The sequence below is a fragment of the Gammaproteobacteria bacterium genome (assembly GCA_016200485.1).
In the GTDB taxonomy this organism is placed as follows: Bacteria; Pseudomonadota; Gammaproteobacteria; order Tenderiales; family Tenderiaceae; genus JACQEP01.
The window spans coordinates 21,833-45,603 of record JACQEP010000007.1 but is presented as its reverse complement, the minus strand read 5'-3'; the positions used below and the strand labels follow the sequence as shown (position 1 = coordinate 45,603).

At 51.1% G+C, this 23,771-nt stretch carries 24 protein-coding genes; 3 read left to right on the top strand and 21 right to left on the bottom strand.

Annotated features, from left to right (window positions below; all coding sequences use genetic code 11):
- Positions 1–36: 36 nt before the first annotated feature.
- The 19 genes from HY272_03685 to HY272_03595 form a co-directional block, all read right to left on the bottom strand.
- Entirely contained in the window at positions 37–1,536 is a 1,500-nt protein-coding gene (locus tag HY272_03685; GenBank protein MBI3771784.1) for a TniQ family protein, read from the bottom strand.
- Positions 1,537–1,699: 163 nt separating this feature from the next.
- Positions 1,700–2,959: a TniQ family protein gene (locus HY272_03680; GenBank protein MBI3771783.1), complete on the bottom strand. Its 1,260-nt coding sequence runs from the start codon at positions 2,957–2,959 to the stop codon at positions 1,700–1,702.
- Positions 2,944–3,279, bottom strand: a complete 336-nt coding sequence (locus tag HY272_03675; protein ID MBI3771782.1) for a hypothetical protein — start codon at positions 3,277–3,279, stop codon at positions 2,944–2,946. The genes HY272_03680 and HY272_03675 overlap by 16 nt, the downstream gene beginning before the upstream one ends.
- A 27-nt stretch (positions 3,280–3,306) precedes the next feature.
- Positions 3,307–4,482, bottom strand: a complete 1,176-nt coding sequence (locus HY272_03670; GenBank protein MBI3771781.1) for an ATP-binding protein — start codon at positions 4,480–4,482, stop codon at positions 3,307–3,309.
- Positions 4,466–6,607 (bottom strand): DDE-type integrase/transposase/recombinase, encoded by a 2,142-nt coding sequence (locus HY272_03665; protein MBI3771780.1) that lies wholly within the window; start codon positions 6,605–6,607, stop codon positions 4,466–4,468. The genes HY272_03670 and HY272_03665 overlap by 17 nt, the downstream gene beginning before the upstream one ends.
- Positions 6,588–7,433 carry a Tn7 transposase TnsA N-terminal domain-containing protein gene (locus tag HY272_03660; protein MBI3771779.1) on the bottom strand — a complete coding sequence of 282 codons (846 nt, stop codon included), beginning with the start codon at positions 7,431–7,433 and terminating at the stop codon, positions 6,588–6,590. The genes HY272_03665 and HY272_03660 overlap by 20 nt, the downstream gene beginning before the upstream one ends.
- A 136-nt stretch (positions 7,434–7,569) precedes the next feature.
- Entirely contained in the window at positions 7,570–9,402 is a 1,833-nt protein-coding gene (glmS, locus tag HY272_03655; protein MBI3771778.1) for a glutamine--fructose-6-phosphate transaminase (isomerizing), read from the bottom strand.
- Positions 9,403–9,582: 180 nt separating this feature from the next.
- Entirely contained in the window at positions 9,583–10,941 is a 1,359-nt protein-coding gene (gene glmU / locus HY272_03650; protein ID MBI3771777.1) for a bifunctional UDP-N-acetylglucosamine diphosphorylase/glucosamine-1-phosphate N-acetyltransferase GlmU, read from the bottom strand.
- A 90-nt stretch (positions 10,942–11,031) separates the two neighbouring features.
- On the bottom strand, positions 11,032–11,481 hold the full coding sequence (locus tag HY272_03645) for a hypothetical protein (GenBank protein MBI3771776.1): 450 nt from the start codon (positions 11,479–11,481) through the stop codon (positions 11,032–11,034).
- Between the two features lie 107 nt (positions 11,482–11,588).
- Positions 11,589–12,014: a F0F1 ATP synthase subunit epsilon gene (locus HY272_03640; GenBank protein ID MBI3771775.1), complete on the bottom strand. Its 426-nt coding sequence runs from the start codon at positions 12,012–12,014 to the stop codon at positions 11,589–11,591.
- Between the two features lie 19 nt (positions 12,015–12,033).
- Positions 12,034–13,419: a F0F1 ATP synthase subunit beta gene (gene atpD / locus HY272_03635; GenBank protein ID MBI3771774.1), complete on the bottom strand. Its 1,386-nt coding sequence runs from the start codon at positions 13,417–13,419 to the stop codon at positions 12,034–12,036.
- A 54-nt stretch (positions 13,420–13,473) separates the two neighbouring features.
- Positions 13,474–14,340, bottom strand: coding sequence for a F0F1 ATP synthase subunit gamma (gene atpG, locus HY272_03630; GenBank protein MBI3771773.1), 867 nt, complete (start codon positions 14,338–14,340; stop codon positions 13,474–13,476).
- Between the two features lie 15 nt (positions 14,341–14,355).
- A complete protein-coding gene (locus tag HY272_03625) occupies positions 14,356–15,897 on the bottom strand; it encodes a F0F1 ATP synthase subunit alpha (protein ID MBI3771772.1) in 1,542 nt (513 codons plus the stop codon).
- A gap of 21 nt (positions 15,898–15,918) precedes the next feature.
- Entirely contained in the window at positions 15,919–16,455 is a 537-nt protein-coding gene (locus HY272_03620; protein ID MBI3771771.1) for a F0F1 ATP synthase subunit delta, read from the bottom strand.
- A 6-nt stretch (positions 16,456–16,461) separates the two neighbouring features.
- Positions 16,462–16,932 (bottom strand): F0F1 ATP synthase subunit B, encoded by a 471-nt coding sequence (locus tag HY272_03615; protein ID MBI3771770.1) that lies wholly within the window; start codon positions 16,930–16,932, stop codon positions 16,462–16,464.
- Between the two features lie 40 nt (positions 16,933–16,972).
- Positions 16,973–17,266 carry a F0F1 ATP synthase subunit C gene (gene atpE, locus HY272_03610; protein ID MBI3771769.1) on the bottom strand — a complete coding sequence of 98 codons (294 nt, stop codon included), beginning with the start codon at positions 17,264–17,266 and terminating at the stop codon, positions 16,973–16,975.
- 77 nt (positions 17,267–17,343) lie between these two features.
- Entirely contained in the window at positions 17,344–18,201 is an 858-nt protein-coding gene (gene atpB / locus HY272_03605) for a F0F1 ATP synthase subunit A (protein MBI3771768.1), read from the bottom strand.
- Positions 18,202–18,226: 25 nt separating this feature from the next.
- A complete protein-coding gene (locus HY272_03600) occupies positions 18,227–18,628 on the bottom strand; it encodes an ATP synthase subunit I (GenBank protein MBI3771767.1) in 402 nt (133 codons plus the stop codon).
- Position 18,629: 1 nt separating this feature from the next.
- Positions 18,630–18,827 (bottom strand): AtpZ/AtpI family protein, encoded by a 198-nt coding sequence (locus tag HY272_03595; GenBank protein ID MBI3771766.1) that lies wholly within the window; start codon positions 18,825–18,827, stop codon positions 18,630–18,632.
- 283 nt (positions 18,828–19,110) lie between these two features.
- Here HY272_03595 and HY272_03590 point away from each other — a divergent pair, with 283 nt between their 5' ends.
- The 3 genes from HY272_03590 to HY272_03580 all read left to right on the top strand — a co-directional run bounded on the left by HY272_03590 (position 19,111) and on the right by HY272_03580 (position 21,640).
- Positions 19,111–19,341 carry a hypothetical protein gene (locus HY272_03590; protein MBI3771765.1) on the top strand — a complete coding sequence of 77 codons (231 nt, stop codon included), beginning with the start codon at positions 19,111–19,113 and terminating at the stop codon, positions 19,339–19,341.
- Between the two features lie 18 nt (positions 19,342–19,359).
- Positions 19,360–19,632 (top strand): DUF3015 family protein, encoded by a 273-nt coding sequence (locus HY272_03585; protein ID MBI3771764.1) that lies wholly within the window; start codon positions 19,360–19,362, stop codon positions 19,630–19,632.
- Between the two features lie 73 nt (positions 19,633–19,705).
- A complete protein-coding gene (locus tag HY272_03580) occupies positions 19,706–21,640 on the top strand; it encodes a DUF4105 domain-containing protein (protein MBI3771763.1) in 1,935 nt (644 codons plus the stop codon).
- 131 nt (positions 21,641–21,771) lie between these two features.
- Here HY272_03580 and HY272_03575 read toward each other — a convergent pair whose 3' ends face one another.
- Positions 21,772–22,686 (bottom strand): ParB/RepB/Spo0J family partition protein, encoded by a 915-nt coding sequence (locus HY272_03575; GenBank protein MBI3771762.1) that lies wholly within the window; start codon positions 22,684–22,686, stop codon positions 21,772–21,774.
- A gap of 163 nt (positions 22,687–22,849) precedes the next feature.
- Positions 22,850–23,653, bottom strand: a complete 804-nt coding sequence (locus HY272_03570) for a ParA family protein (protein ID MBI3771761.1) — start codon at positions 23,651–23,653, stop codon at positions 22,850–22,852.
- Between the last annotated feature and the right edge of the window lie 118 nt (positions 23,654–23,771).

The following is a 23,771-nucleotide window of genomic DNA, read 5'->3' as shown; positions in this document are numbered from 1 at the left end:
CTCACTGGCGTGAGTTTGAACATTTGGGTTTCCTGGCTAACACAATTGTTCTGGCTGCTCCTCGAGTTCTCTGAGAGCTTTACATCTACCAATGAATTTGGCTTTAAAGTAATCTTTATACCTCATGTTATACAGGTATTTGAGTGTTAATTTAAAACTCTGAACCCAAGATTTATCGCGATGCTCAACCCATTCACAAAGATCTGGTTCTAGCGTTCTAATATATTCATATTTACAAGGCCCCTCTGAGATAGCAATATCCAAGATACGTATTTTATACCTAGCCATTAACCCGGTCTTTTTTGCCCGACGATATGCCTTACGCAATCGAACTGTTTTTATTATCAATCTCGATAGATCTTTATCTCCTATACTTAATTGGCACGCCACCGTCTCAAGCTCATAATTGTCCAGAATCAGCGCCTCGATATTATCGACTCTAGAATCAGTAAGCCAATGTGTTACTTCATTGGGCACTAAGTGATTTAATCGAATGATTGCCCATGCATCAATTGCTTCAATCGACATTCTGCGTGCTATCTCATACGTTGACTTACCGGCCTCAATCCAAGAGGATATTTTTTGAAGGGTAAAGCGGTCTATTTCATTTAGGCGACCTAACTGGGGATCCATCGAACTTAATGCATCACAAAATCGCTCCGGTTTCTCGAAGAGAAATGCTAGCAGTGTCGCGCCATTTGAGAATGAATGGCTCCCCACCAATATGCCATGGGCCTGCTGTTGAGAGCAGATATCAAGCGTGCATCCTGAGCCTAATCGCTTCAGCCCTTCTACATATGGCTGCCAGGCTTCGTAGAATACGCCTTGTTCCAGTGCTACAAGACAGTTATAGTGACGGTTAGCTAGCTCGTCCTTGATCACTTTCCAGCACCCTTGCTCAACAAGGCGCCTGTCAATATTCAGCAGGACTGAGGAAAAGTCTGCGTGGCGCTCGATAATCCATGACAACTCTGACCTTGTCTCATCACTGACAACCGCAACCGAATCACCTGGATTGTGAACCATGTCACTTGGCAATTCGAATTTAGTAGCCCCCCCGAGCTTGTTGTTAGCACAACATGACTTTGCTCTAAGAGTCGTTCGATGAATTGGACAGGCGACAACTCCTTCGGCTTGGTGTGTACGATGCCAATATGCAACACCATATGTCTCGATGTCAGACGATACACAATCAGTGCAGAATCGATACCCGAATTTACCTAAAGGATTATCATTCCGATACAACGAATCCTTGTTAACTCTGACTACGGATTCTTTATGTCGCCACAGACAGTCCAATGGAAGAAGAGTTGTCTTATACATGTAATCGAGTTTTTCTGTTAGCGAGTGAACGCCTAGGCATGAGAAGAAATTATCCCAGATATGACTCTTCTCTTTTCGATGATCATCTAGATTGCCGAAGAGCTTGTCGGATGTGTGACGAGCACCAATGCAACCAGTGCGTCGTTGATAACGTGCAGCAATGCTAAATATATGTTCGTCTGGAAGTGGGGCGAATTCTTCTAGGCTTGCCACACTAGTCTCTCGCAACTAGGCATTTACGGATTTCGACCATTTCTGCTCGTTGGGCCTTATAAAATTGATTTGTCGAGGCATGACATCAATAGTTCCAATGGTGCCATTGTTTTCTTAATTACTATCAGCAGGATAGATACGCAAAATAACGCTCCTGTGGTTACTATATTGATTCAAGGCCTGCCAGCGTAATCTGCTTGCTCCGCGAGCCTGAAGCTCGACGTATCCTGTTTATGGTGCCTACTGATACATTATATCGACTCGCCAGTATGCGGCTTGGCACGGAATGTGGTTCATCGGCGATAACCGAACGTAGCTCACAGGTAATTTTTTTGGGACGTCGAGAGACATTCATTCCGCTCGACTCCGCTGCAACCATTAATGTCGTAACATCAACATCAAGCAGTTTTGCCGCTCCTCGAAATGACTTTGTCACTGTGAGAATTTCCTCAATAAGATCTCGTGTAAGCTCTATAGGCTTATAAGCTCCAAGTGCTAGCTCCAATTGCTCGCCAAGGGCGGAAGCTGTATTCAGAACATCATTGGAATTGATCCCAAGCGTACCCCAGAGAATAATGTGTTTGACCGGATGGTGAAGCTCATCATTGCTATCGACCAATTCCGCTACCCAGCTTCTCTCCAATTTTAAGCCTGCTACGAGCCTGTCAAATCCAACGGCATTTTCAAGAGGTCGCATCCATTCAGCCACCAATCTTTCCAGCCGTCTTTGTCGTACTCTGCCATTCTTTGTTACAAGGCCAACCTCCCGAAACAATCGGCGATACACTGATCCATTAATCAAAGCCGTTACTGGCCGCTCCATCAATATCTTAACTTCTCTAGCTATGTAGCTAAGCCGGTTCTTTACGCCATCATCGTTGGGAATCGACACCCGGCCACCTAAACCCGGCAGCGCAAGGTGTCGTTCTCCATATCGACCTGACGAACTGAGCTCAAGCAGTGGGGATTTATGTTCAGGACAAACCATGATTCCAGATAGCGTATGTTCTCTACGCCATAGTGCAACCCCATGCCGTTCAATGTCTAACTCATTGCATGTTGGACAATATCGTCGCCGATCACACGCCCCCATATAGTTACGCAACAAACCAACACGGGACTTGGGCGCACCAGCATGAAGCATCCCTGCTATTAGCAATTTTTGTCGCTCCACACTTAGAAAGTGCGCATACAAGGGAAAATGAGTGTGCGCGCGAATAAGGCGCATTGGTCCTTCTGGCAAAGATAGTTCTTTTGCCAATACCTCAAGATGGGTTGGCAACCCAGATAACGGCTTGTATCCACGAACACCTGTCCAAGCCTTGAGCGTCGCTAGCGGTGATGCATTACCTTCTAGCACGTGAATTCTGGTGAGCACCGAATATACGCTCTCTCCCCATATTGGCGTTACTGGGGTAGCCATGTCGATCCAGCCCTGTCACGAGACATCTCACTAGGATTCAGATTGATCGCATCTTCGAGAACAATACCTCGCTCAATGAGTTTCTGCATCACGCCCGTTTCGCCACCCGTGTCACGCAGTATATTTAGCTGAGTCTTAGCCGGAATTAGGCTTGTCGCATAACGGAGTCGTTCCAAAATATTGGAGAACTCAGAATGCTGCACACGCAAAGGATCATGTAATCCACTCACTACTCGTTTGCCCCGACCTTCATGTATTCTTCGATCAGATGCGCCTTCACTCATCGGTGGATTTTCTGCGGCGGCCTTCGCTGTTGTCACTGGAGCCCATCTTCTGCTAATGACATTCTACTTAACACTCCAATCGAGAGTCTTGTTCGATAATTGAATGGCATTCATAACGCCAGTTTGAATGGCAACACTTGTCAAACGCTCATCCCCAGAACCTATCACAAGTCGTTGCGCTTCAAAAAATCCACGTACTGCTATCTCAACTAGCCCACGGCTTGCCTCATAAAGGACCATGGCCAGATCTTCATTCCATGGTGTCACATGACTAGTTACTTGCAGCGGCCACAGCCACTTTGATAGAGCATTCCAAACCGCATGGAGCATAGGGCCCATCACAATGACACCACCATTTTCGGCCCGTCGTGCCGTCTTTAATGTCAACTGAATAGCGTCGAGCATCTCCGGGTTTCCGCAAAAAATGCTGGGTACCCCTGATCCATTCATCAGGTTAAGAATCAGTTTGAGCAACAGCGGGACATTTTCTGAGGTCGCTTTCTTCGGGAGTTTCAAGTTGGAAAATTCATCCAATATAATCAGACCTACGCGATAATTCCTCGCCTGTCTTATCACCTTCTCAATGACGACCCCTTTATTGTTGCGTGCATTAAATGCTTCTTCAAAAAGATTCGTACCCACCGCATTGTCAAGCGCCGAAAGAAAACGTCCGGCAAATGTGACTAAACTTTGATCTTCCGGGCAGTCCACCTTTAGCCATACCACTTGCGTGATAGGCATGGTGCGTCCCTGATAGATTTTATGTTGAATGATTTGTGGAAATTGAGCCAAAATGCTCTCAAACATGCGGGTCTTGCCCGACCCACTAGGGCCGACAAGAGTAAGTCCGGTTGGCCGCGCCTCAAACCGCCCTGATAGTGGTTGCACCATAGTTTCGTCAGGATCGAGATAGTGCAGAAAATGATTCGACGTAGGCAAACATGGATTCTTCGTTGAATAGCCTCTGTAAATTGCAGATTCTATGCGCCTGGCAAGTTCAATATATTCCGGCAGGGGATAATTAAATCGCTCAAGGTCTACCAGCGCCACCAGCCGCTGTTCCGGTGAAAGCCGCCTTACTTCATTTTTCAACGCTGGCATCACAAACAGTGCCTTTACCCATTCATCATTTGAACGAATTGGCGGCAATGCCTCGATGAGTGGATTACCCACAAATGCTTCTATTGGGTTTGGTCTATATATCGCCTCTACAAATTCTGCGTCAACGTTCATTTTCACTCAGAATCTGCTCAATTAACGCCAATTTAGACATAGTAGCCACATCAGCTTCACTCCGGTTTTCTTCTGAGATGCACCGTACTTCAACAGCGGTCGCAACTTCTGCCAATCTTTTCTCCTCACATCTCGTTTCACGTAAATTTGTTATATTGTTCGGTGTTTTACTGTGGGAACCAATACTGTTCTTGCGATCTGCTAAAGCTACTTCGCGCAGCTTTTCCACTTCATCGGCCTGCCTAACGCGCCCGAGCAAGCTTGAGCCTACTTCTGCCTTATCTCTTTTCCATTCGGCCATCCAAATAACATCAGCTCGATGCAGATCGGCATATAGCTTTTCCCTAGGCAAAATGGTACAGCGCACGAGAGGACTGCGAATGTCTCTTCGAATATATATTTGGCTCGAATTGCTGTCATCAATACGGGCGTCCACACTATATTCCCCGTGGAGGCGGGTTAGTGCGAACCAATTCTCTCGCTCCGCTTCTGCGCACGAATAGTAAAGATCGCCAACCCTAATGCCCCTCGCGGTTATACTTGCTCGTTCCGCCCGCATGAGTTCCGCACGTGCCTGGTCTTCATCCACTATCGACAACGAATCCAGGTGTTTTGAGACATGATAACGCCAGAAGTTGAGTGGAGTTGGCTCCATATCTTCTGCTAATAATCCGGGCGTTATCAAATCATCAATAAACCGTGTCTTATTGAATCCAATAAAATCTTTGACAATTATTTTTGTCACTTCGTCGAGCGTATGGAGGGCCTCCTTCTTTGGATCCGGATCCATTCGACCTTTCGGCCTCCCTCTTGTTGTACCATTTAGGTCATGCAATGCCTCTTTATTCACTATCCCGAACCGCCGTTCGACTACAGCTTTCCAATCCGCCCGCTTTGGTGCCGCGAAATTTAACTTAATCCCCATAGGCGCCAAATGTTGCTCTGGCATGTTTCCAATCATTTCACCTCGATCGCATAAAAGGCCACGAGGAAGATGATGGCAAGGCCAATCTTCATCCTCGATCAAAATACCGTAGCGAGCGCAAAACTCTTTTTTGGGAAGGAAGGCATTCAGCAATGCTTGTTTAGCCGCACTCCAGCTTGCATAGACGAGATCCACAAAAACCCCAACCACCATACGGCTCGCTTCGTCAACAATAACGTATATTACTGGCCGCCCCAGCACCCAACTGCGATTGTATTTCGAAACTACGTAGACATCGGCGACTGTAGCATCTATCTCATAGCAATCACCCGGCCCGCTGACATGCTCACTTACACCACTTAGCAACGCACGGCTGTTCATATCCCATGATACTTTCCCAACGCGCTTACGCTCATCATCCACTGCATTGAACTGTTTTTTATGCCAGTAGCGAAATTGAGTTATTGTTGGCACATTCGGAGGCCGGCTTTCAAGAGCAGCTTTTTCAACTTCTGATTTGTGATACTTGCCAAGGTATTTAACATAAACCTTGTTGAGGCTTTTGATATTTCGTTTTATGTAAAAGATTTCAATCGCCCTGCGAATCTGTTTTTTATCTTCCTCTGTAACCGCTCGATCTATGCGCACATTGAAGCCAAAAATTGGTTGCTTCCTTGGCCGTCCACGCGACGGCTTTTCTGATTTTCTGGCCTTCCCTGGCCCGCCACAACTCGCGTATTTAGGTATTAATGCATTCGTTGTTTGTCCGTAACGCCAATACTCTGACAGCGCGCGATACACTGCCACTTCATCCACGCCTACCTCAAGTGCGCGAGGCTTAATAGCCTGTGAGCGACCGCTATTGGCTAAGCACCGCAAAAATTCATCATCTTCGACAAGTGGAGCTATGAGTGCATATTTGTCGTCACGACGATGCTTCCATGTATCTGGGAGCTCCGCGTCACCTAGTAATTTTGCACGCGGGATCGGATAGTTTTTTTCAATTATCTGCTCGTGCTTTATGCCCATTTCGAATTCGATTAGGCTAACGTTGGATGGGCGCTTCATTCGCTGTTCGTTATCAAGTCTAAACACAATCAGCAAATCCAAAGTCGGAGTTATCTCCAGAACCCGATATTGGCCCACGGCCAACTTCCCATATTCGCCAATCACGTCCCAGGTCGAGTTACGAATTAACTGCGCCATTTTTTTCGTTCTCCGTCCAGTCGCTGGATACGCTCAGGATTTCGATTAGCCCTTGCTTCTGTATTGGCGTGTCGAGGTTTACGGTTACATGCCGAAGCCAAAGTGCCGCCCTTAATAGGGAAGAGGTCAGTTTCGAATCCTGTCCAATGCCAACCGCTAATCGGTCTACCAAACCCAACCACTCGTAGATACCCGTTTCCATTTGCGCGACAAGACGTCCTAATATCTGCTCCATATCATCGCCAAGAGCGAGCCGCTTACGGCCTCGCAGCGGATCCGAAATCCAATCAATGTTCTCGGCAACCTGCCGGTTCAATTGCTTTTCTGTAACTAACCGCCAAGGTATTCCCAACGTTTCCCACCACACCCGCTCGATCTCGAGACGCTCCAGAACTTTTTCCTCCTGGAGCGCCTCTTCGGGCTTTACGGCAACTGCCAGGTAGGAGATATGGTCTTCGTCTTTTAAGGTGAGCAGGAAATCGGTCGACAGGACAGAGGGGGTTTTTGAATTTGCGTTGATGGGGTATTGAATGCCAGCCTCGGCGGCCACGCGCACCACCAAATCAAGCGGAAAAAGAGGGAACTGTTCCCTGATGTCGATGACCCGCGGATTGAACTCAGCGTACAAGAAAAAATTCAGTTCAATTCCAGATAGAAGTTGATGCGTCCGTTCTACCTTAATTCCTTGAATTTTTGTTGATTTTCCGTGGGATGAAACGTCATTAACCCGGAGCCACGGCAAGTAATCAGTACCGACACCAATTCCTCGCCCATCCTTTAGGGCGCGCGAATAATCATCCATGCTGCTAAGGCTACGACGTCCCATCGACACCCCCCACGCATTATTATTGAAGGATAGTCGATGAGGGCAAAATTACAAACTTTATAAAACTAATTACAAACTTTATATCTTAATTACAAACTTTTTTATCACTACACATCATTTTTATCAGCGTAATCACTCATTCCACAGTGACAGACTTCGCCAAATTACGCGGCTGATCAACATCCGTTCCTTTAAGCACCGCGACGTGATACGCCAGCAATTGCAGCGGCACAGTGTAAACAATCGGTGCGATCGGGTCTTCGGTACTGACTACCGACATGACGCGAACATTGTCTTCGGGTTTAACGCCCGATGCTTCATCGGCAAACACGATCAATTCACCGCCACGAGCGCGAACTTCTTGCAGATTGGATTTGAGTTTTTCCAGTAACTCATTATTCGGCGCAACGGCGATCACCGGCATTTCGGCATCGATCAGCGCCAGCGGGCCATGTTTCAATTCACCGGCGGGATAGGCTTCGGCGTGGATATAGGAAATTTCTTTTAATTTAAGCGCGCCTTCCATCGCCACCGGATATTGCGTGCCGCGGCCGAGGAATAGCGCGTGATTCTTGTTGGCGAAGAATTCAGCAAGATGTTGAATCGGTTCGTTCATTTCCAGAACCTTTTCAATCTTCGACGGCAAGCTGCGCAATTGCGACACGAGACTGATTTCAGTCTGCGCCGACATACCGTGGCGACGCCCAAGCACGATCACCAGCAGCATCAAGGCAACAAGTTGTGTAGTAAATGCCTTGGTGGAGGCAACGCCGATTTCCGGGCCTGCGCGGGTCATCAGCACCAGATCGGCAGCGCGGACAATGGAGCTTTCCGGCACATTGCAAATCGCCAGTGACCAGCCGTAATCCAGCTTCTTGGCTTCATTCAATGCGGCCAACGTATCCGCCGTTTCACCTGACTGCGAGATTGCAACCACTAACGAATTACGCCGCGCAACAGGATGGCGATAACGGAATTCGCTCGCGACTTCGACGCTGCATGGAATCCCCGCCAGCGATTCCAGCCAGTAACGCGCCACCATCCCGGCGTGGTAACTGGTGCCGCAGGCGATAATATGGACGCCCTGTACCTTATCGAAAATTTCGGCGGCGTTCGGGCCAAAGGCTGCTTCCAGAATTCTATCGCCCGCCAAGCGGCCTTCCAGCGTTTCCGCCACGGCGCGTGGTTGTTCAAAAATTTCTTTGAGCATGTAATGGCGGTATTGGCCACGCTCGACGGCATCAGCCGTTAATTCGCTAACCTTGATCGGACGCTCGACGACTTCACCGGCAGCGTTATAAATAGTGAGACTATCGCGGCGAATATCGGCAATATCGCCTTCCTCGAGGAAGATAAAACGTTGCGTCACCGGCAATAGCGCCGCCACATCGGAGGCGATGAAGTGTTCACCGATGCCGATACCCACCACCAGCGGGCTACCCCGGCGAGTCGCCACGATTCGCCCCGCCTCACTGTTAACAATGACGCCCAAGGCATAAGCACCTTCCAGCTCATCCACCGTGGCGCGCACCGCTGCCAGCAAATCTTTGCCTGTACTTACATAATCATAAATTTGATGGACTACAACTTCGGTGTCGGTTTCTGAGGTAAAGCTATGGCCTTTTTGCAATTGCTGATGGCGCAGCAACTCGTGATTTTCGATAATGCCGTTATGCACCACGGCCACCGTCTTGCGGCAGATATGAGGATGAGCATTTTTCTCACTCGGCTTGCCGTGGGTGGCCCAACGGGTATGGGCGATACCAGTACGACCGACGATTGGATTTTTCTGAATGCTGGCCGCCAGTTCGGCGACTTTGCCCACGGCACGGGCGCGACTCAGACGGTTTTCCGCGTCTATCACCACCGCCCCGGCGGAATCATAACCGCGATATTCGAGGCGCCGCAGCCCTTCGATCAGGATCGGGACTACATCGCGTTCTGCCACTGCTCCGATAATGCCGCACATGCTGTAGTACTCCTTAAATTCGTGATCAACCCCTCTCCCTAAGGGAGAGAGGGTTGGGGTTGGTGAGGGTGCAGGTAGGTGGGCGATTCATGAATCGGCCCTACAGCATTAATCCCCTCATCCTAACCTTCTCCCTTTGGGAGAAGGGACTCTAAATTTCGCGTCGCGAAAAACTGCCCTTCAGCTTTTCTTTTTGGTCGGCCGTTTCCAGCCTTCCCTTGATGCCTGCGGTGTGCGGCTGAGCGCCAGCGCACCCGGTGCTACGTTCTTGGTAATGGTCGCACCTGCTCCGATCGTTGCCCCTTTGCCGATGGTCACCGGCGCAACCAATTGCGAGTCCGAGCCAACAAAAACCTCGTCCTCAATAATCGTCTGGTGTTTATTGGCGCCATCATAATTGCAGGTAATCGTCCCGGCGCCGATGTTGACCTGGTTGCCAATGGTCGCATCGCCGACATAACTTAGGTGGTTAATCTTGGAGCCAAGACCCACCGTCGACTTCTTGATTTCGACAAAATTGCCGATGTGCGCGTCACCCGCCAGCACCGTACCCGGGCGTATCCGGGCGAAAGGCCCGACGCGACTCCCGGCGCCGATCTCGGCCTCTTCGATCACGGTGTTGGCCAGGATTTCCACGCCATCACCGATCACACTATTAATAATCAGGCAGTTAGGGCCAATCTTTGTATTTGACCCTATATTTACTTTGCCATGTAAAATTACATTGGTGTCAATTTCAACGTCCCGACCACAGCTTACCTGGCCACGCACATCCAGCCGCGCCGGGTCGCGCAGGGTGACGCCCGCGTCCATCAAGGCTGTGGCCTGAATACGTTGATAGTGACGTTCGATCTCCGCCAGCTGGCGCTTATTGTTAATTCCCAGCACCTCATGCACATCGGCCGGAGCAGCGGTATTCACTGCCACGCCATCCCCGACGGCCATCGCCAGCACATCGGTCAAGTAGTATTCGCCTTGGGCATTATCGTTACGCAGGCGACCCAACCAGTCAGACAGCTTGGCGGCAGGGGCGGTCAGAAAACCGGTATTCACTTCGCGAACCCATAGCTCACTGGCATTGGCATCCTTCTGTTCGACATTGCGCAGCACCTTGCCGCTGCCATCGCGGATGATGCGGCCGTAACCCGTCGGGTCGTCCAACTCAACGGTGAGCAGGCCGACTTCGCTACCCGCCGCCTCGATTAATCGCTTCAATGTTGCGGCGCTGATCAGGGGCACGTCGCCATACAACACCAGCACCCGCTCGCCTTTAACGTGGGAAATCGCCTGGGCCACGGCATGGCCGGTCCCCAGCTGCTGCTCCTGCAATACCCAGTTCACATTGAGATGGGCGAGGGCCTTGGGCACGGCGTCACCGCCATGGCCATAAACGACATGGATCTCTCCCGCACCCAGTTCACGGGCGGTGCTGATCACGTGTTCCAGGAGGGGACGGTCACCGACCACATGCAGCACCTTCGGTAACGCCGAACGCATGCGGGTACCTTGACCAGCGGCAAGTATGACGACACTTAACATAGGTGAGGTATTTTATAGGATTGTGAGGAATTACGCTCGATTCTACCGTCGATGGCAAGGCCGCTATCTTTATCGATTCGACATGCTGCGTCAATCCAAATCCGGCATCGCGCCGGCCATCACATCGGCGATTAGCATAAAAGCGCGATTCCAGGCCATTTCGTGCGCTTCATTCCAATCTGACACCTGTATTTCTTTCATCGTCTCGATGAAGGCTCGCTGCATCACGGCATAGGATTCCCAGGTCACCCCATAATTCTGGTCATGGCGACGACCTGCGGCATATAACGGGGGAAACAAATGGGAGGGAGAGTCCAAGCTTTCAATGGCGGTAGTGAACATATTCACCGCTTTATGGGCCTGCATCTCCAAACTGCGGTGAAACAATGCTTCCAGGTTCGGATCATACTCAAACAGGTGACGATAAAAGCGTTCCCCAAAGTCCTCTTCACGTCCCAGTACTACCTGCCAATCATTACGAACCAAGGCCACTTCCTTTGGCAACATCAACGAATTTTCGGCTTCGTATTTATGCGTCATACGCTAAAACTCTTATATGTTTGTCCAATTACTTATAACGGCCGAAACTAAAAAGGGGAAAGGCCTCTCGACCTTTCCCCTTGTAACATCTTAATTTTACAACTTAATTAACGGCCAGCTTTTTTGCGCAGCTTCTGGATTGCCTGCAACTGGGCCATGGCCTGGGCCAATTCCTGCTCGGCTTGGGCCAATTCCATTTCGCCTTGCTGATCGCGCAGCGCCTGTTCGGCACGTTGCTTGGCTTCCATTGCCGAGGCCTCGTCAAGATCCTTGGCACGGACAGCGGTATCGGCCAGCACGGTGATGCCGTGGGGCTGAATTTCGAGCATACCGCCGGAGACGTAGTAAAACTCTTCTTCGCCTTCCGGCCGCACGACACGCACTTCGCCCGGTTTGAGCTTGGTCAGCAACGGGGCATGGCGAGGCAAAATGCCCAGCTCGCCCATCACGCCCGAGGCAAATACCATCTCGGCCGGGCCGGAAAAAATCTCGGCCTCGGCGCTAACGATGTCGACATGTACAGTCATTGCCATAACGATCTCCTACGGCTAATTACTTGCCAGCGATCTTCTTGGCTTTTTCCACGGCTTCGTCAATGGTGCCGACCATGTAGAAAGCCTGTTCAGGCATGTGGTCATACTCACCGTCAACAATGCCCTTGAAAGCACGAATGGTATCTTTCAGGGAGACGTATTTACCAGGCGCACCGGTGAATACTTCAGCAACGAAGAATGGCTGTGACAGGAAGCGCTGGATCTTACGCGCGCGGGATACGGTCAGCTTGTCCTCTTCAGACAGTTCGTCCATACCCAGAATCGCGATGATGTCCTTCAGTTCCTTGTAGCGTTGCAGCGTACCCTGCACACCGCGCGCCGTGTTGTAATGCTCGTCACCGATAACCAGCGGATCAAGCAGACGCGAGGTGGAGTCGAGCGGATCAACAGCAGGATAGATACCCAGCTCGGCGATCTGACGCGACAATACCAAGGTAGCGTCCAAGTGCGCGAAGGTGGTGGCTGGTGACGGGTCAGTCAAGTCATCCGCAGGCACGTAAACGGCCTGGAAGGAAGTGATAGAACCGGTCTTGGTGGAAGTGATGCGCTCTTGCAGCACGCCCATTTCTTCAGCCAGTGTCGGCTGATACCCTACCGCCGACGGCATACGTCCCAACAACGCGGACACTTCGGTACCGGCCAAGGTGTAACGGTAGATGTTGTCGATGAACATCAGAACGTCGCGACCTTCGTCACGGAAGTGCTCGGCCATGGTCAGACCGGTCAATGCGACGCGCAGACGGTTGCCTGGTGGCTCGTTCATCTGGCCGTAAACCAGCGCAACTTTATCCAGAACGCCACCTTCACTCATTTCGTGATAGAAGTCGTTACCTTCACGAGTACGCTCACCGACACCTGCGAATACAGAGTAACCACTGTGCTCAACGGCGATGTTACGAATCAATTCCATCAGGGTAACGGTCTTACCTACACCGGCGCCCCCGAACAGACCGACCTTACCACCTTTGGCGATCGGCATGATCAAGTCGATAACTTTGATACCGGTTTCGAGAATCTCAACCGAAGCGGCCTGATCGGCATAGATAGGCGGTTTGCGATGGATTGGCATCAATTTCTCAGCCTGGACCGGACCGGCCTCATCGATCGGTTTACCCAACACATCCATGATACGGCCGAGAGTACCTTTGCCCACTGGCACCATAATCGCTGCGCCTGTGTTATTGGCGGCAGCACCGCGCTGCAAACCGTCGGTGGAGCCCATGGCGATGGTACGCACCACGCCATCACCCAACTGTTGCTGCACTTCCAGGGTCAAGCCCGCGCTGTCGATTTTCAGAGCGTCATAGATTTTTGGCATTGCTGTGCGCGGAAACTCCACGTCGACAACGGCACCGATGATTTGGATAACTTTTCCTGAACTCATGATTCAGTTCCTCTTTTACTGTTAAACCTGGGGTCAATACGCCGAGCTGGTTTTTTACACCGCCGCCGCGCCGCTGACGATTTCCGAAATTTCCTGCGTAATAGCTGCCTGACGCGCCTTGTTGTACACCAACTGCAATTCGTGGATCAGGTCGCCGGCGTTGTCGGTTGCTGCCTTCATCGCCACCATGCGCGCCGCCTGCTCACAGGCCACGTTCTCAACCAGACCTTGATACACCTGTGACTCAATAAAGCGCACCAACAGCTCAGTCAACACTTCCTTGGCCTCAGGCTCGTACAAATAGTCCCAGTGGTGCTCAAGTTCCTTTTCCGGCTTGGCGGCCTGGATCGGCAACAACTGTACCGCCGTCGGCTGCTGAGTCATGGTGTTGACGAACTCGTTGTACACCAGATCGATACGATCGATTTCACCAGAATCAAACGCATCAAGCATGACCTTGATGCTGCCGATGATCTGGCTTACCGTCGGCGCGTCGCCAAAATCGGTGGCCTGGGCGCGGATGTTCTTGCTGACACGCTTGAAGAAGGCATTGGCCTTTTTCCCCAGCAGACAAAGATCCACCTCAACACCTTGATCACGCCACTTACGCATCTCCACGACAGCGGTCTTGAACGAATTTGTGTTCAGGCCACCGCACAGACCGCGATCCGTAGACACAATGATCAGTCCGACACGCTTGATCGTATCCTTCTTTTGCAAGTAAGGATGGTGATACTCAGGATGAGCATACGCCAGGTGATTAATCACGTTGCGAATCTTTTGCGCATAAGGACGCGATGATCGCATCCGCTCCTGAGCCTTACGCATCTTGCTCGCCGCGACCATTTCCATGGCGCGGGTGATCTTCTGAGTATTCTTGATACTCTTGATCTTGACGCGAATCTCTTTACCGACTGCCATGCCTAAGGTCCCCGATTACCAGGTGCTGGTTGCTTTGAATTTCTTCAGAGCGTCTGTCATCTTGGCGGCGATATCGTCGTTGAAGTCGCCCTTCTCGTTGATCAGCGCCAACAGGTCAGCGTTGTTCGAACGCAGGTACGAGTGCATCGCAGCTTCGAAGTTAACGACTTTCTTCACTTCGACGTCATCCAGGAAACCCTGATTGGCAGCAAACAATGAGAAGGCCATTTCGGCAACCGACAGCGGTGAATATTGCTTCTGCTTCATCAGTTCGGTAACGCGTTGGCCGCGCTCGATCTGCTTGCGGGTCGCTTCGTCCAGGTCAGACGCGAACTGGGCAAATGCCGCCAATTCACGATACTGGGCCAAGTCGAGACGAACACCGCCACCGAGTTTCTTGATGATCTTGGTCTGAGCCGCGCCACCGACGCGCGATACCGACAGACCGGCGTTGATCGCAGGACGGATGCCCGAGTTGAACAGATCGGACTCGAGGAAGATCTGACCATCGGTGATCGAGATGACGTTGGTCGGAACGAAGGCAGATACGTCACCGGCCTGGGTTTCGATGATCGGCAGCGCGGTCAAGGAACCGGTTTTGCCTTTCACAGCGCCATTGGTGTGACGCTCAACGTAATCGGCGTTAACACGTGCCGCACGCTCCAGCAGACGCGAGTGCAGGTAGAAAACGTCACCCGGATACGCTTCACGACCTGGCGGACGACGCAGCAACAAGGATACTTGGCGATAAGCCCAAGCTTGCTTGGTCAAGTCATCATAGACGATCAACGCGTCTTCGCCCTTGTCACGGAAATACTCACCCATGGCACAACCGGCGTAAGGCGCAATGAACTGCATAGCCGCAGGATCAGAGGCGGTCGCAGCGACAATGATGGTGTGCGCCAGCGCATCGTGCTCTTCCAGCTTGCGTACTACGTTGGCGACAGAAGATGCCTTCTGGCCGATAGCAACGTAGATACACTTAATGCCCGTACCTTTTTGATTAATGATAGCGTCGATGGCGACAGCGGTTTTACCCGTCTGACGGTCACCGATGATCAATTCACGCTGACCGCGACCGACAGGCACCATGGCATCGATGGCCTTGAGGCCGGTTTGCAACGGCTGGTCAACCGATTTACGCCACAATACGCCAGGCGCAATCTGCTCAATTGGAGCGGATTTTTTGGTGTCGATCGGGCCTTTGCCATCGATCGGGGTACCCAGCGAATCAACAACGCGGCCGAGCAGGGCTTCGCCAACCGGCACTTCAAGAATGCGGCCGGTGCACTTGACCTTGGCGCCTTCGGAGATGTGCTGGTATGAACCCAGAATTACCGCACCGACGGAGTCACGCTCAAGATTGAGCGCCATCCCGAACGTGTTGCCTGGGAACTCCAGCATTTCACCGGACATGACGTCGGCCAGACCGTGAATGCGGGCGATACCGTCGCTAAGACTTACCACGGTACCTTCGGTGCGCGCTTCGGTCTTGACTTCGAAGCTTTCGATGCGCTTTTTAATCAGTTCGCTAATCTCAGCAGCGTTCAATTGCATTGGCGTATCCTCTAAAAAACGTTAGCGGGCAACCGCGAGCGCCAGCTTATTCAGCTGCGTCGTGATCGACCCGTCAATAACTAAATCTCCTGCCCGTATCACGGCGCCACCGATCAGACTTGCGTCGGTGGAACACTGCAACGTCACCTCACGGCCGAGTCGCTTTTTGAGGCTGGCGATGATCGCCTGCTTCTGCGAATCGTTGAGCGCGCTTGCCGATACAACCTCGGCTTCGATCGTGCTTTCCTGCTCGGCGCGATATTGAGCAAACAGCTGCGCGATTTCAGGCAACACCGCCAGACGGCTATTTTCGGCCAGCAAGTGAATGAAGTTACTGAATTCGCCGCCGGCATCCGCACCGCCGATGCTCGTGATCAATTCCGCGAGCTTCGACTTGGATACCTTAGGATTACCCACCAACGCGGCAACCGACGGGTCAGTCACACCGATTGCAGCGAGCTGCAACGCCTGATCGACTTTACTCAATATGCCTTTTGCGCGTGCGATGTCGAACATCGCTTGCGCATAGGGACGTGCAATTGTGGTTTTCTCTGCCATATAAGCTTAGATTTGGGCGGCCAGATCTTTGATCAGTTGTTCATGAGCCTTGGCATCGACTTCGCGACTCAAAATCTTGCTAGCGGCGATCACTGCAATCGAACCCACTTGCGCCCGGATTTGTTCCTTGGCGCGATTGGCTTCTTGTTCGATTTCAGCAACAGCGGCGGTCTTGATCCGGTCACCTTCTTCTTTAGCCTTACCTTTAGACTCTTCCACAATTTCGCTGGCACGCTTTTCAGCTTGAGCCAGGATTTCGCTGGCACGGGCCTTGGCTTCGTTCAGCGCTTCATGTGCGCGCTTCTCGGCCAATTCCAGCTCATGCTTGCCTTTTTCTGCGGCAGCCAGGCCATCAGCGATGCGCTTTTGGCGATCGCTGAGCAAGCCATTCACGGGCCCCCACAGGAACTTGTTCACGAACCAGATCAACAGCACGAAGGCGATGATCTGTCCGAACAGGGACGCAGTAATATTCACGACTTGGTCCTCTCGGCTTTAGTCAGTCAGTTGATGGGGCTTAAGCACCCACGGTCTTCAGAGCAGCTTCCAGGGCGCCAACAAATGGGTTAGCGAACAGGAACCACATAGCGAAGGCCAGGATGATGAACGGGAAAGACTCCATCAAGCCCGCGAAGATGAACATGTTGGTCATCAGGGCAGGACGCATTTCTGGTTGGCGAGCGATGCCTTCCAAAGTCTTGGCGCAGATCAATCCCCAGCCAATGGCTGAGCCCAGACCGGCAGCGGCCAGAATTACACCAACGCCAACGGCGGTGTAGGCGTAAATCATCGCGATCATTTCAGGTGTCATTGCAACTCTCCTTTAAACAAAAAAACTAAAATCAAAACCAAAAAACCGTTATTACTATCGCAAACTCTATTGCTGGATTAATGATCATCCACACTGGTGTGTGCCATGCCCAGATAGACGATGGTCAACACCATGAAGATGAAGGCCTGGAGGGTGATGACCAGCAAGTGGAATATCAACCAGCCCAGATCCAGCAATGCTTGTAACGAGATCCAGGGCAGCGCGGCCAGAATGCCGCCCGCAGCCATGGAACCACCGATCAATGCGATCAACAGGAACACCAGCTCGCCTGCGAACAAGTTACCGAAGAGTCGCAGTGCCAGCGACAACGGCTTGGCCAGCTCCTCGATCAAGGTCATGACCACGTTCACCGGTACAAAGAACTTGCCGAAGGGGTGGAACAGGAACATTTTCAAGTAGCCCACCGGGCCCTTGACCTTGAGGTTATAGAAAATGATCAGCGCGAACACCGTCAGCGACATCGCCATCGTGGTGTTGAGATCGGTGGTCGGCACAACTTTCAAATAATGGAAGCCGAACCAGCTTGCCACCATCGGCAGCAAATCTACGGGGATCAAGTCCATGAAGTTCATCAGCCAGACCCAGACGAAGATGGTCAGCGCCAACGGCGCAATCAGGGGATTGTGACCGGGAAAGGTATCGCGCACCTGACCAGCAACAAACTCAACTATCGATTCGATGAAATTCTGGAAGCGGCCTGGAGTACCGGCGACCAGGTTACGACCGATGCGCATCGACACCACAATGATCAGCGCCGCCAGCATGAAGCTGAAGAATAAGCTATCTAGATTGTAAGACCAAAAACCAGCAGACTGATGGGTGACCGGATCGCAGTTACCGGCACACAGATTGGTCAAATGGTGCTGGATGTACTCAACCGAGCCACCGCCACCTGAATTCTCTGCTGCACTCAAGGCTAATCTCCCTTAAAACGTTCTTTTATTTCGCGCGTTGCTGCGGATGACTACTCGTCCGCATCACCACCGCATAAGCCAGTTGCGCACACCCAAATCCAACCACTGTTGCCAGCGCATCGAACTTAAACAGGGTCAGTGCCACCACAAACAAACCCAGTACCAGGAAAAACCGCTGCACCGCACCAAGATAAAGCGTCAACATGCTCTTCCTGGGATCGCTCTTGGCGATCTCGGTAGCGCGCAATACACCGCGCCGCAACAACAACGATGAACCTGCACCAATTCCACCGCCGATCAAGGCGGACAACGCCTGCCAGCCACCCGTCATCACGGCAAACACCAAGGCCACAATGGCGGCGATACTCACTTGCAGAATCAATACCTTGCGGGCATTGGCCTGCACTTGTGCGATGGCGACGTCCAATTTAAAACCTGACTAACATTTTGTGCGCCTTCAGTGTCCCGCCGACAAAACCCAGCGCCCCGAATATCAACATAAACAAAGGCTTGGTTTCAAAATACGTGTCGACCCCGTATCCCAGCGCGAACCCGGTGACGACCATCGCCGTCATGTGGGTTCCGACTCCGATCAGGAGCAAACCGGCACCCTGTTTCTTTTCCATTCCGAGGCCCGCACGAAGAAGGCGCGTGAGTATAGCCCGCGACCAACGGCCACTGCAACCCTCACTTAGCGCGGCGCAGTATAAAAAAATAGGGCGGGGTGGTCAATTAAAATCACGCAAACGTGATCTGCCTTCTCAGTCTGCTATCGAGGCTTCTTGATATCTGAATCTCAAACTCCGCTCAAGCAATGATTGACTTAGTAAACTTGCGTGAATTAACATGCCGTCGCACTGTCAATTTATATATAAAAACTAACTTTTATTTACTGAGGGAGTCACTTGCATGAAAGCTTTAAAAAAATTGTTTGCCATTTCGGTATTGATGTTGAGCCTACCAGTAGCTGGCCACGCTGAGGGCGGCGTCATCCCCCCAAGTCAGATGAAAAACCCGTGGCTGGATTGTGGCATTGGCGCAATGATTTTTACTGAGACCAAATGGGCCGCCGTAACTTCGAACGTAATCTGGGACCTGGGCACTACCGCCGTAACCTCAGGGGCATCAACCCCCAATTAGTGTAGCGGCAAACAAGTTGTGGCTGCTCGTTTTGTGTATGAAAACTACGCCAGCCTTGAAGAAGACACTGCCAAAGGTTATGGCAAGCACATACGCGCCATGCTTAGCATGATGGACTGTGACAAAACCGCACAACCTGCCATTGCCAACTCCATCCGCACAGATTTCAGCACATCTATGCGCGAACCGTCATACGCTTCGCAAACCACTTTAGATAAGGCAGAAGCCTATTACAATCTGGTCAGCAACAAAGTTTCAGGCGAATATACCCAAGCCTGTAAAGCCCTCTAATTCGCGAAACCTAGTATGTTCAAGAGCCTGTTGATGTCATCAACAGGCTCTTGTTTTTTCGTAGGGTCACGCAATGTTTTATCTGCCGCAACGTTACTGCCTAGCTCTAATAAGCTTTTCTTTATTATTCTTTGTAACTCCACTTTCTTTGGCTTCGGAAGAATCGGGGTTCGCTCCTCAGGTTGCGACACTTATCCTGCAAGCTGAGGATAAAAAACTGGCTGAACACCCCTATTGGCGAAAATTATTGCACTATAAATATCCCGGATCAGGCCACGATTCTGTTCGCAGCGAAATCATATCTTCTGATTTCTTTTTATCCCCCGAAGGAACGATAAATCCCAGCGCTGAAATAAAAGCAACAATTGCGGCATTCTTTGCCTCTCCAGGTGACGAACCTGACAAACATGCTCAATGTCGGTTTGTCGCGCGCTACCAGTGGTTACGCCGGTCGCTTGACTGGAGCTCAGCTGACCCACCTTCGGTAACGTGTCATCAATTTGAAGATTGGGCACTGCACAGCAACATAAATTCTTTAAGTCTGGTCTTTGCTAGCGGCTACCTAAGCAACCCGGCCTCTTTCTATGGTCACATTCTTTTAAAATTTAATACTGACAATAATATCGCACCTACCAACCTCCTTGATGAAAGCGTGAACTACGGCGCTACCGTTCCCGAACATGAGAATGGTCTGGCATATGCTTTCAAAGGGGTATTTGGCGGATATGACGGCAGTTTTTCACATGAACGTTTTTATCGCCTCAATCACATATATGTTGAAAACGAAATGCGTGACTTATGGGAATATGAGCTTTCATTATCTCCTGCCGAAGTTGATGCAATCGTTGCCCATGCCTGGGAGCTGCTCGGCAATAAATTTACATATTATTTTTTAAAGGAAAACTGCGCCTATCGAATGGCTGAACTGCTTAATCTCGTCATCGAGCCGCCACTAGTTCCCTATGATAGGCCATGGGAGGTCCCCGCCGTAATATTCGATAAACTCGCTTCCATTGAGAGAAATGGAACTCCCTTAGTCAGCAACGTGCACCGCATCCCATCGCGTCAGAACCTTTATTCTGACCGGTATTTTGAACTTTCCGAATCGTCTCAGACTCAAGTAAGATTTCTAGTTGCCAACAACTTAAACTTCACTACACCGAGCTATCAACAAAATTCTAACGATGACAAAGTTAGAATCATCGACACCTTGATTGACTACTACGAGTTCCGTTTAGTCACAAACAAGAGCGATCCCTCATTCAAAGCAGCGAAGCATACTTTATTACTTGAGCGATCCGGATTACCGCCACAAACCTCTGTAACAATTGACCCCGAATCCGACATCAAACCTCCTCACATTGACCCAAGACCCGGCATGACTCGTGCTGGATTTTATCACAACAACCAACTAGGCTCGGGGTTCGAACTACGATGGCGTCCTGCGTATTATGACATGCTCAATCTCGATGCCGGCCGTTACCCGAATTCACAGTTGAGCATGCTTGACCTTCGGCTAATATATTCTGACCAAAGTTTAAGCGTACGCAGCCTGGATATCATCAACATAGAAACACTAAACCCTTCCCGGACTTCGCTTCCTGGTGATGGAGGGATTGCTTGGAAAGTAAAAGCTGGCCTAGAAAATCGAGATCTTTCTTGCGAGAACTGCCTTGTGTCCAATATTACGGGTGGCATTGGAAAAAGCGCCACCCTAATGAACCACATGGTTACGTTTGTGATGTTAGAAGCCAATGCACGAACAAAACGTCAGGACTCCGATACTTTTGGCATCGCCGCTCATATCGGGATGATTGCTTCACCAATCCCTGGATGGAAATCCCACATCTCTCTTGGCCAGCAAGCCTACCTAAATGGTTCTCGATCCAATTACCGCCTGGCAAGATGGGAAAATCGTTTTGGAACTGCGCGTAACTGGGATGTGCGGCTCAATTTTGAAGAGAAAATCGCACGAGAGTCACAGCTCGCGATTTCGTACTACTGGTAATTAGCAGCTCAGGACTACGAACATATTTCAGCGTAGCACAACCATGTTGACGAACAACAAACAGTGTCAGCATGCCCAATAAATAGATAGCCCGCATCACTATTTTTGCTGTGGCCTATATTCAGAAAAATTTAAAACTCGGGCTTTCCCAACCGCACCAGCACACCATCCAACTCATCCAGAGAGGTGTAACTAATCACTAACTGGCCTTTGCCTTTGGGACCGTGCTTGATTTGCACTTGCGTAGCCAAACTTTCCGACAGGAATTGTTCGAGACGTTGAATATCGGGATCGACGCTGACTTTTGCGGCTTTGGCGACAACGGCCGTTTCGGCCTGCAGTTGCTTGACCAGGCGTTCGGTTTCGCGCACCGATAACCCTTGCGCGACAACTTTGCGTGCGGCCGCGCGCTGGTCTTCGCCAGTCAACGCGAGCAGGGCGCGGGCGTGACCCATTTCAATGTCGCCGTGCTCAAGCATGGTTCTGACTTCGTCGTGCAGTTCCAGCAAACGCAGCAGATTACTCACTGCGGCGCGTGAACGGCCAACCGCGTCAGCGGTTTCCTGATGCGTGAGACTGAATTCGAGGATCAAGCGTTGCAGGGCGCGCGCTTCTTCGATGGGGTTGAGATCTTCGCGTTGAATGTTTTCGATCAGGGCCATCGCCATCGCGGCTTGGTCCGGCACATCACGCACAACCACCGGAATTTCTTGCAAACCGGCCATTTGTGACGCGCGCCAACGGCGCTCGCCGGCGATGATTTCATAGCGGCCACCACCGATCGGGCGCACGACGATCGGTTGCACCAGTCCTTGGGCGCGGATGGAGCTGGCGAGTTCTTCCAGGCTTTCGGGGTGCATGTCGACGCGCGGCTGATATTTGCCGCGCTGCATTAAATCGACGGGCAAGGTGTGTAACTCACGCTCGGCAACGGGCGCTGTTGCTGGCAATACCGTTGTTACAACTTCAGCCGTTGCGGCGGCGGGGCGTGCCGCTGCCAGCAATTCATTCAATCCCCGGCCCAATCCACGTTTTTTTACGACCATGTTTTTAATTCCAAAATTTAATTTATCTATTTACCACAGAGGCACGGAACGCAAAGCTTTGGGCAATTGGCGCGAATAGTCGTACCGATCCCAAATTATGGGTCTCATTTATGATTTTCTCTGTGCACTCTGTGCCTCTGTGGTGATTTGTTTAGTTTCTAAATTAGGCCGGCTCGGCGATACGCATTGGCGCGGATGCGGCCGCCTGTTCCTTACGCAAAATTTCACCGGCCAATGCCAAGTATGCGACGGCACCGGTGCTTGCCTTGTCATATTGCATCACCGGCAGACCATGACTTGGCGCTTCCGCCAGGCGTACATTGCGAGGAATCACGGTGCGATAGACTTTATCGCCGAAATGCTCGCTCAGTTGATTCGAAACATCGGTCGTCAGGTTATTGCGATTATCGAACATGGTGCGCAACAGACCTTCGATGTGCAATCCAGGATTGAAGTTGTCGCGGATCTGCTCGACAGTTTCAAGCAAGGAACTCAACCCTTCGAGCGCGTAATATTCGCATTGCATTGGGATCAACACTGAATTCGCAGCGACCAGGGCATTCACCGTCAACATATTCAGCGACGGCGGACAATCAATCAGGATGTAATCGTAATTCGCAGTCACTTCGGCCAGCGCCTGACGCAGCCGTTGTGGAGCTTCGGGCAGATCTTTCAAACGCACTTCGGCCGCAGTGACGTCGGCATTACCGGGGATCACCATGTATCCGGCGTTGCCTGCGGGCACGCTGGCTTGTGCGGCTGAACATTCGCCCAACAAGACTTCACAACTCGTCAATTCAACCGCGGCTTTATTCACGCCGCTGCCCATGGTGGCGTTGCCTTGCGGATCGAGATCGATCAATAATACGCGGCGCTTGGTGGCGGCCAGCGAGGCGGCGAGATTGATGCTGGTGGTGGTCTTGCCGACGCCGCCTTTTTGATTGGTGATTGCGATGATTTTGGCCATAGGCTGTTACTCACATTTAATCTTGCAACGCAAAAACGCAAAGGCGCGGAGACGCAAAGAAATTAAAAATAATTTGGGTCAAGTCTATGAGCTCTGCATTTTGATTGTGTCACCTCTG

Bases quoted from the DNA above. Each gene is read 5' to 3' on its own strand.
- HY272_03680 (MBI3771783.1), bottom strand. From the start codon at position 2,959: ATGGCTACCCCAGTAACGCCAATATGGGGAGAGAGCGTATATTCGGTG.
- HY272_03665 (MBI3771780.1), bottom strand. From the start codon at position 6,607: ATGGCGCAGTTAATTCGTAACTCGACCTGGGACGTGATTGGCGAATAT.
- HY272_03660 (MBI3771779.1), bottom strand. From the start codon at position 7,433: ATGGGACGTCGTAGCCTTAGCAGCATGGATGATTATTCGCGCGCCCTA.
- glmS (MBI3771778.1), bottom strand. From the start codon at position 9,402: ATGTGCGGCATTATCGGAGCAGTGGCAGAACGCGATGTAGTCCCGATC.
- glmU (MBI3771777.1), bottom strand. From the start codon at position 10,941: ATGTTAAGTGTCGTCATACTTGCCGCTGGTCAAGGTACCCGCATGCGT.
- HY272_03645 (MBI3771776.1), bottom strand. From the start codon at position 11,481: ATGACGCATAAATACGAAGCCGAAAATTCGTTGATGTTGCCAAAGGAA.
- HY272_03640 (MBI3771775.1), bottom strand. From the start codon at position 12,014: ATGGCAATGACTGTACATGTCGACATCGTTAGCGCCGAGGCCGAGATT.
- atpD (MBI3771774.1), bottom strand. From the start codon at position 13,419: ATGAGTTCAGGAAAAGTTATCCAAATCATCGGTGCCGTTGTCGACGTG.
- atpG (MBI3771773.1), bottom strand. From the start codon at position 14,340: ATGGCAGTCGGTAAAGAGATTCGCGTCAAGATCAAGAGTATCAAGAAT.
- HY272_03625 (MBI3771772.1), bottom strand. From the start codon at position 15,897: ATGCAATTGAACGCTGCTGAGATTAGCGAACTGATTAAAAAGCGCATC.
- HY272_03620 (MBI3771771.1), bottom strand. From the start codon at position 16,455: ATGGCAGAGAAAACCACAATTGCACGTCCCTATGCGCAAGCGATGTTC.
- atpE (MBI3771769.1), bottom strand. From the start codon at position 17,266: ATGACACCTGAAATGATCGCGATGATTTACGCCTACACCGCCGTTGGC.
- HY272_03595 (MBI3771766.1), bottom strand. From the start codon at position 18,827: ATGGAAAAGAAACAGGGTGCCGGTTTGCTCCTGATCGGAGTCGGAACC.
- HY272_03590 (MBI3771765.1), top strand. From the start codon at position 19,111: ATGAAAGCTTTAAAAAAATTGTTTGCCATTTCGGTATTGATGTTGAGC.
- HY272_03580 (MBI3771763.1), top strand. From the start codon at position 19,706: ATGTTTTATCTGCCGCAACGTTACTGCCTAGCTCTAATAAGCTTTTCT.
- HY272_03575 (MBI3771762.1), bottom strand. From the start codon at position 22,686: ATGGTCGTAAAAAAACGTGGATTGGGCCGGGGATTGAATGAATTGCTG.
- HY272_03570 (MBI3771761.1), bottom strand. From the start codon at position 23,653: ATGGCCAAAATCATCGCAATCACCAATCAAAAAGGCGGCGTCGGCAAG.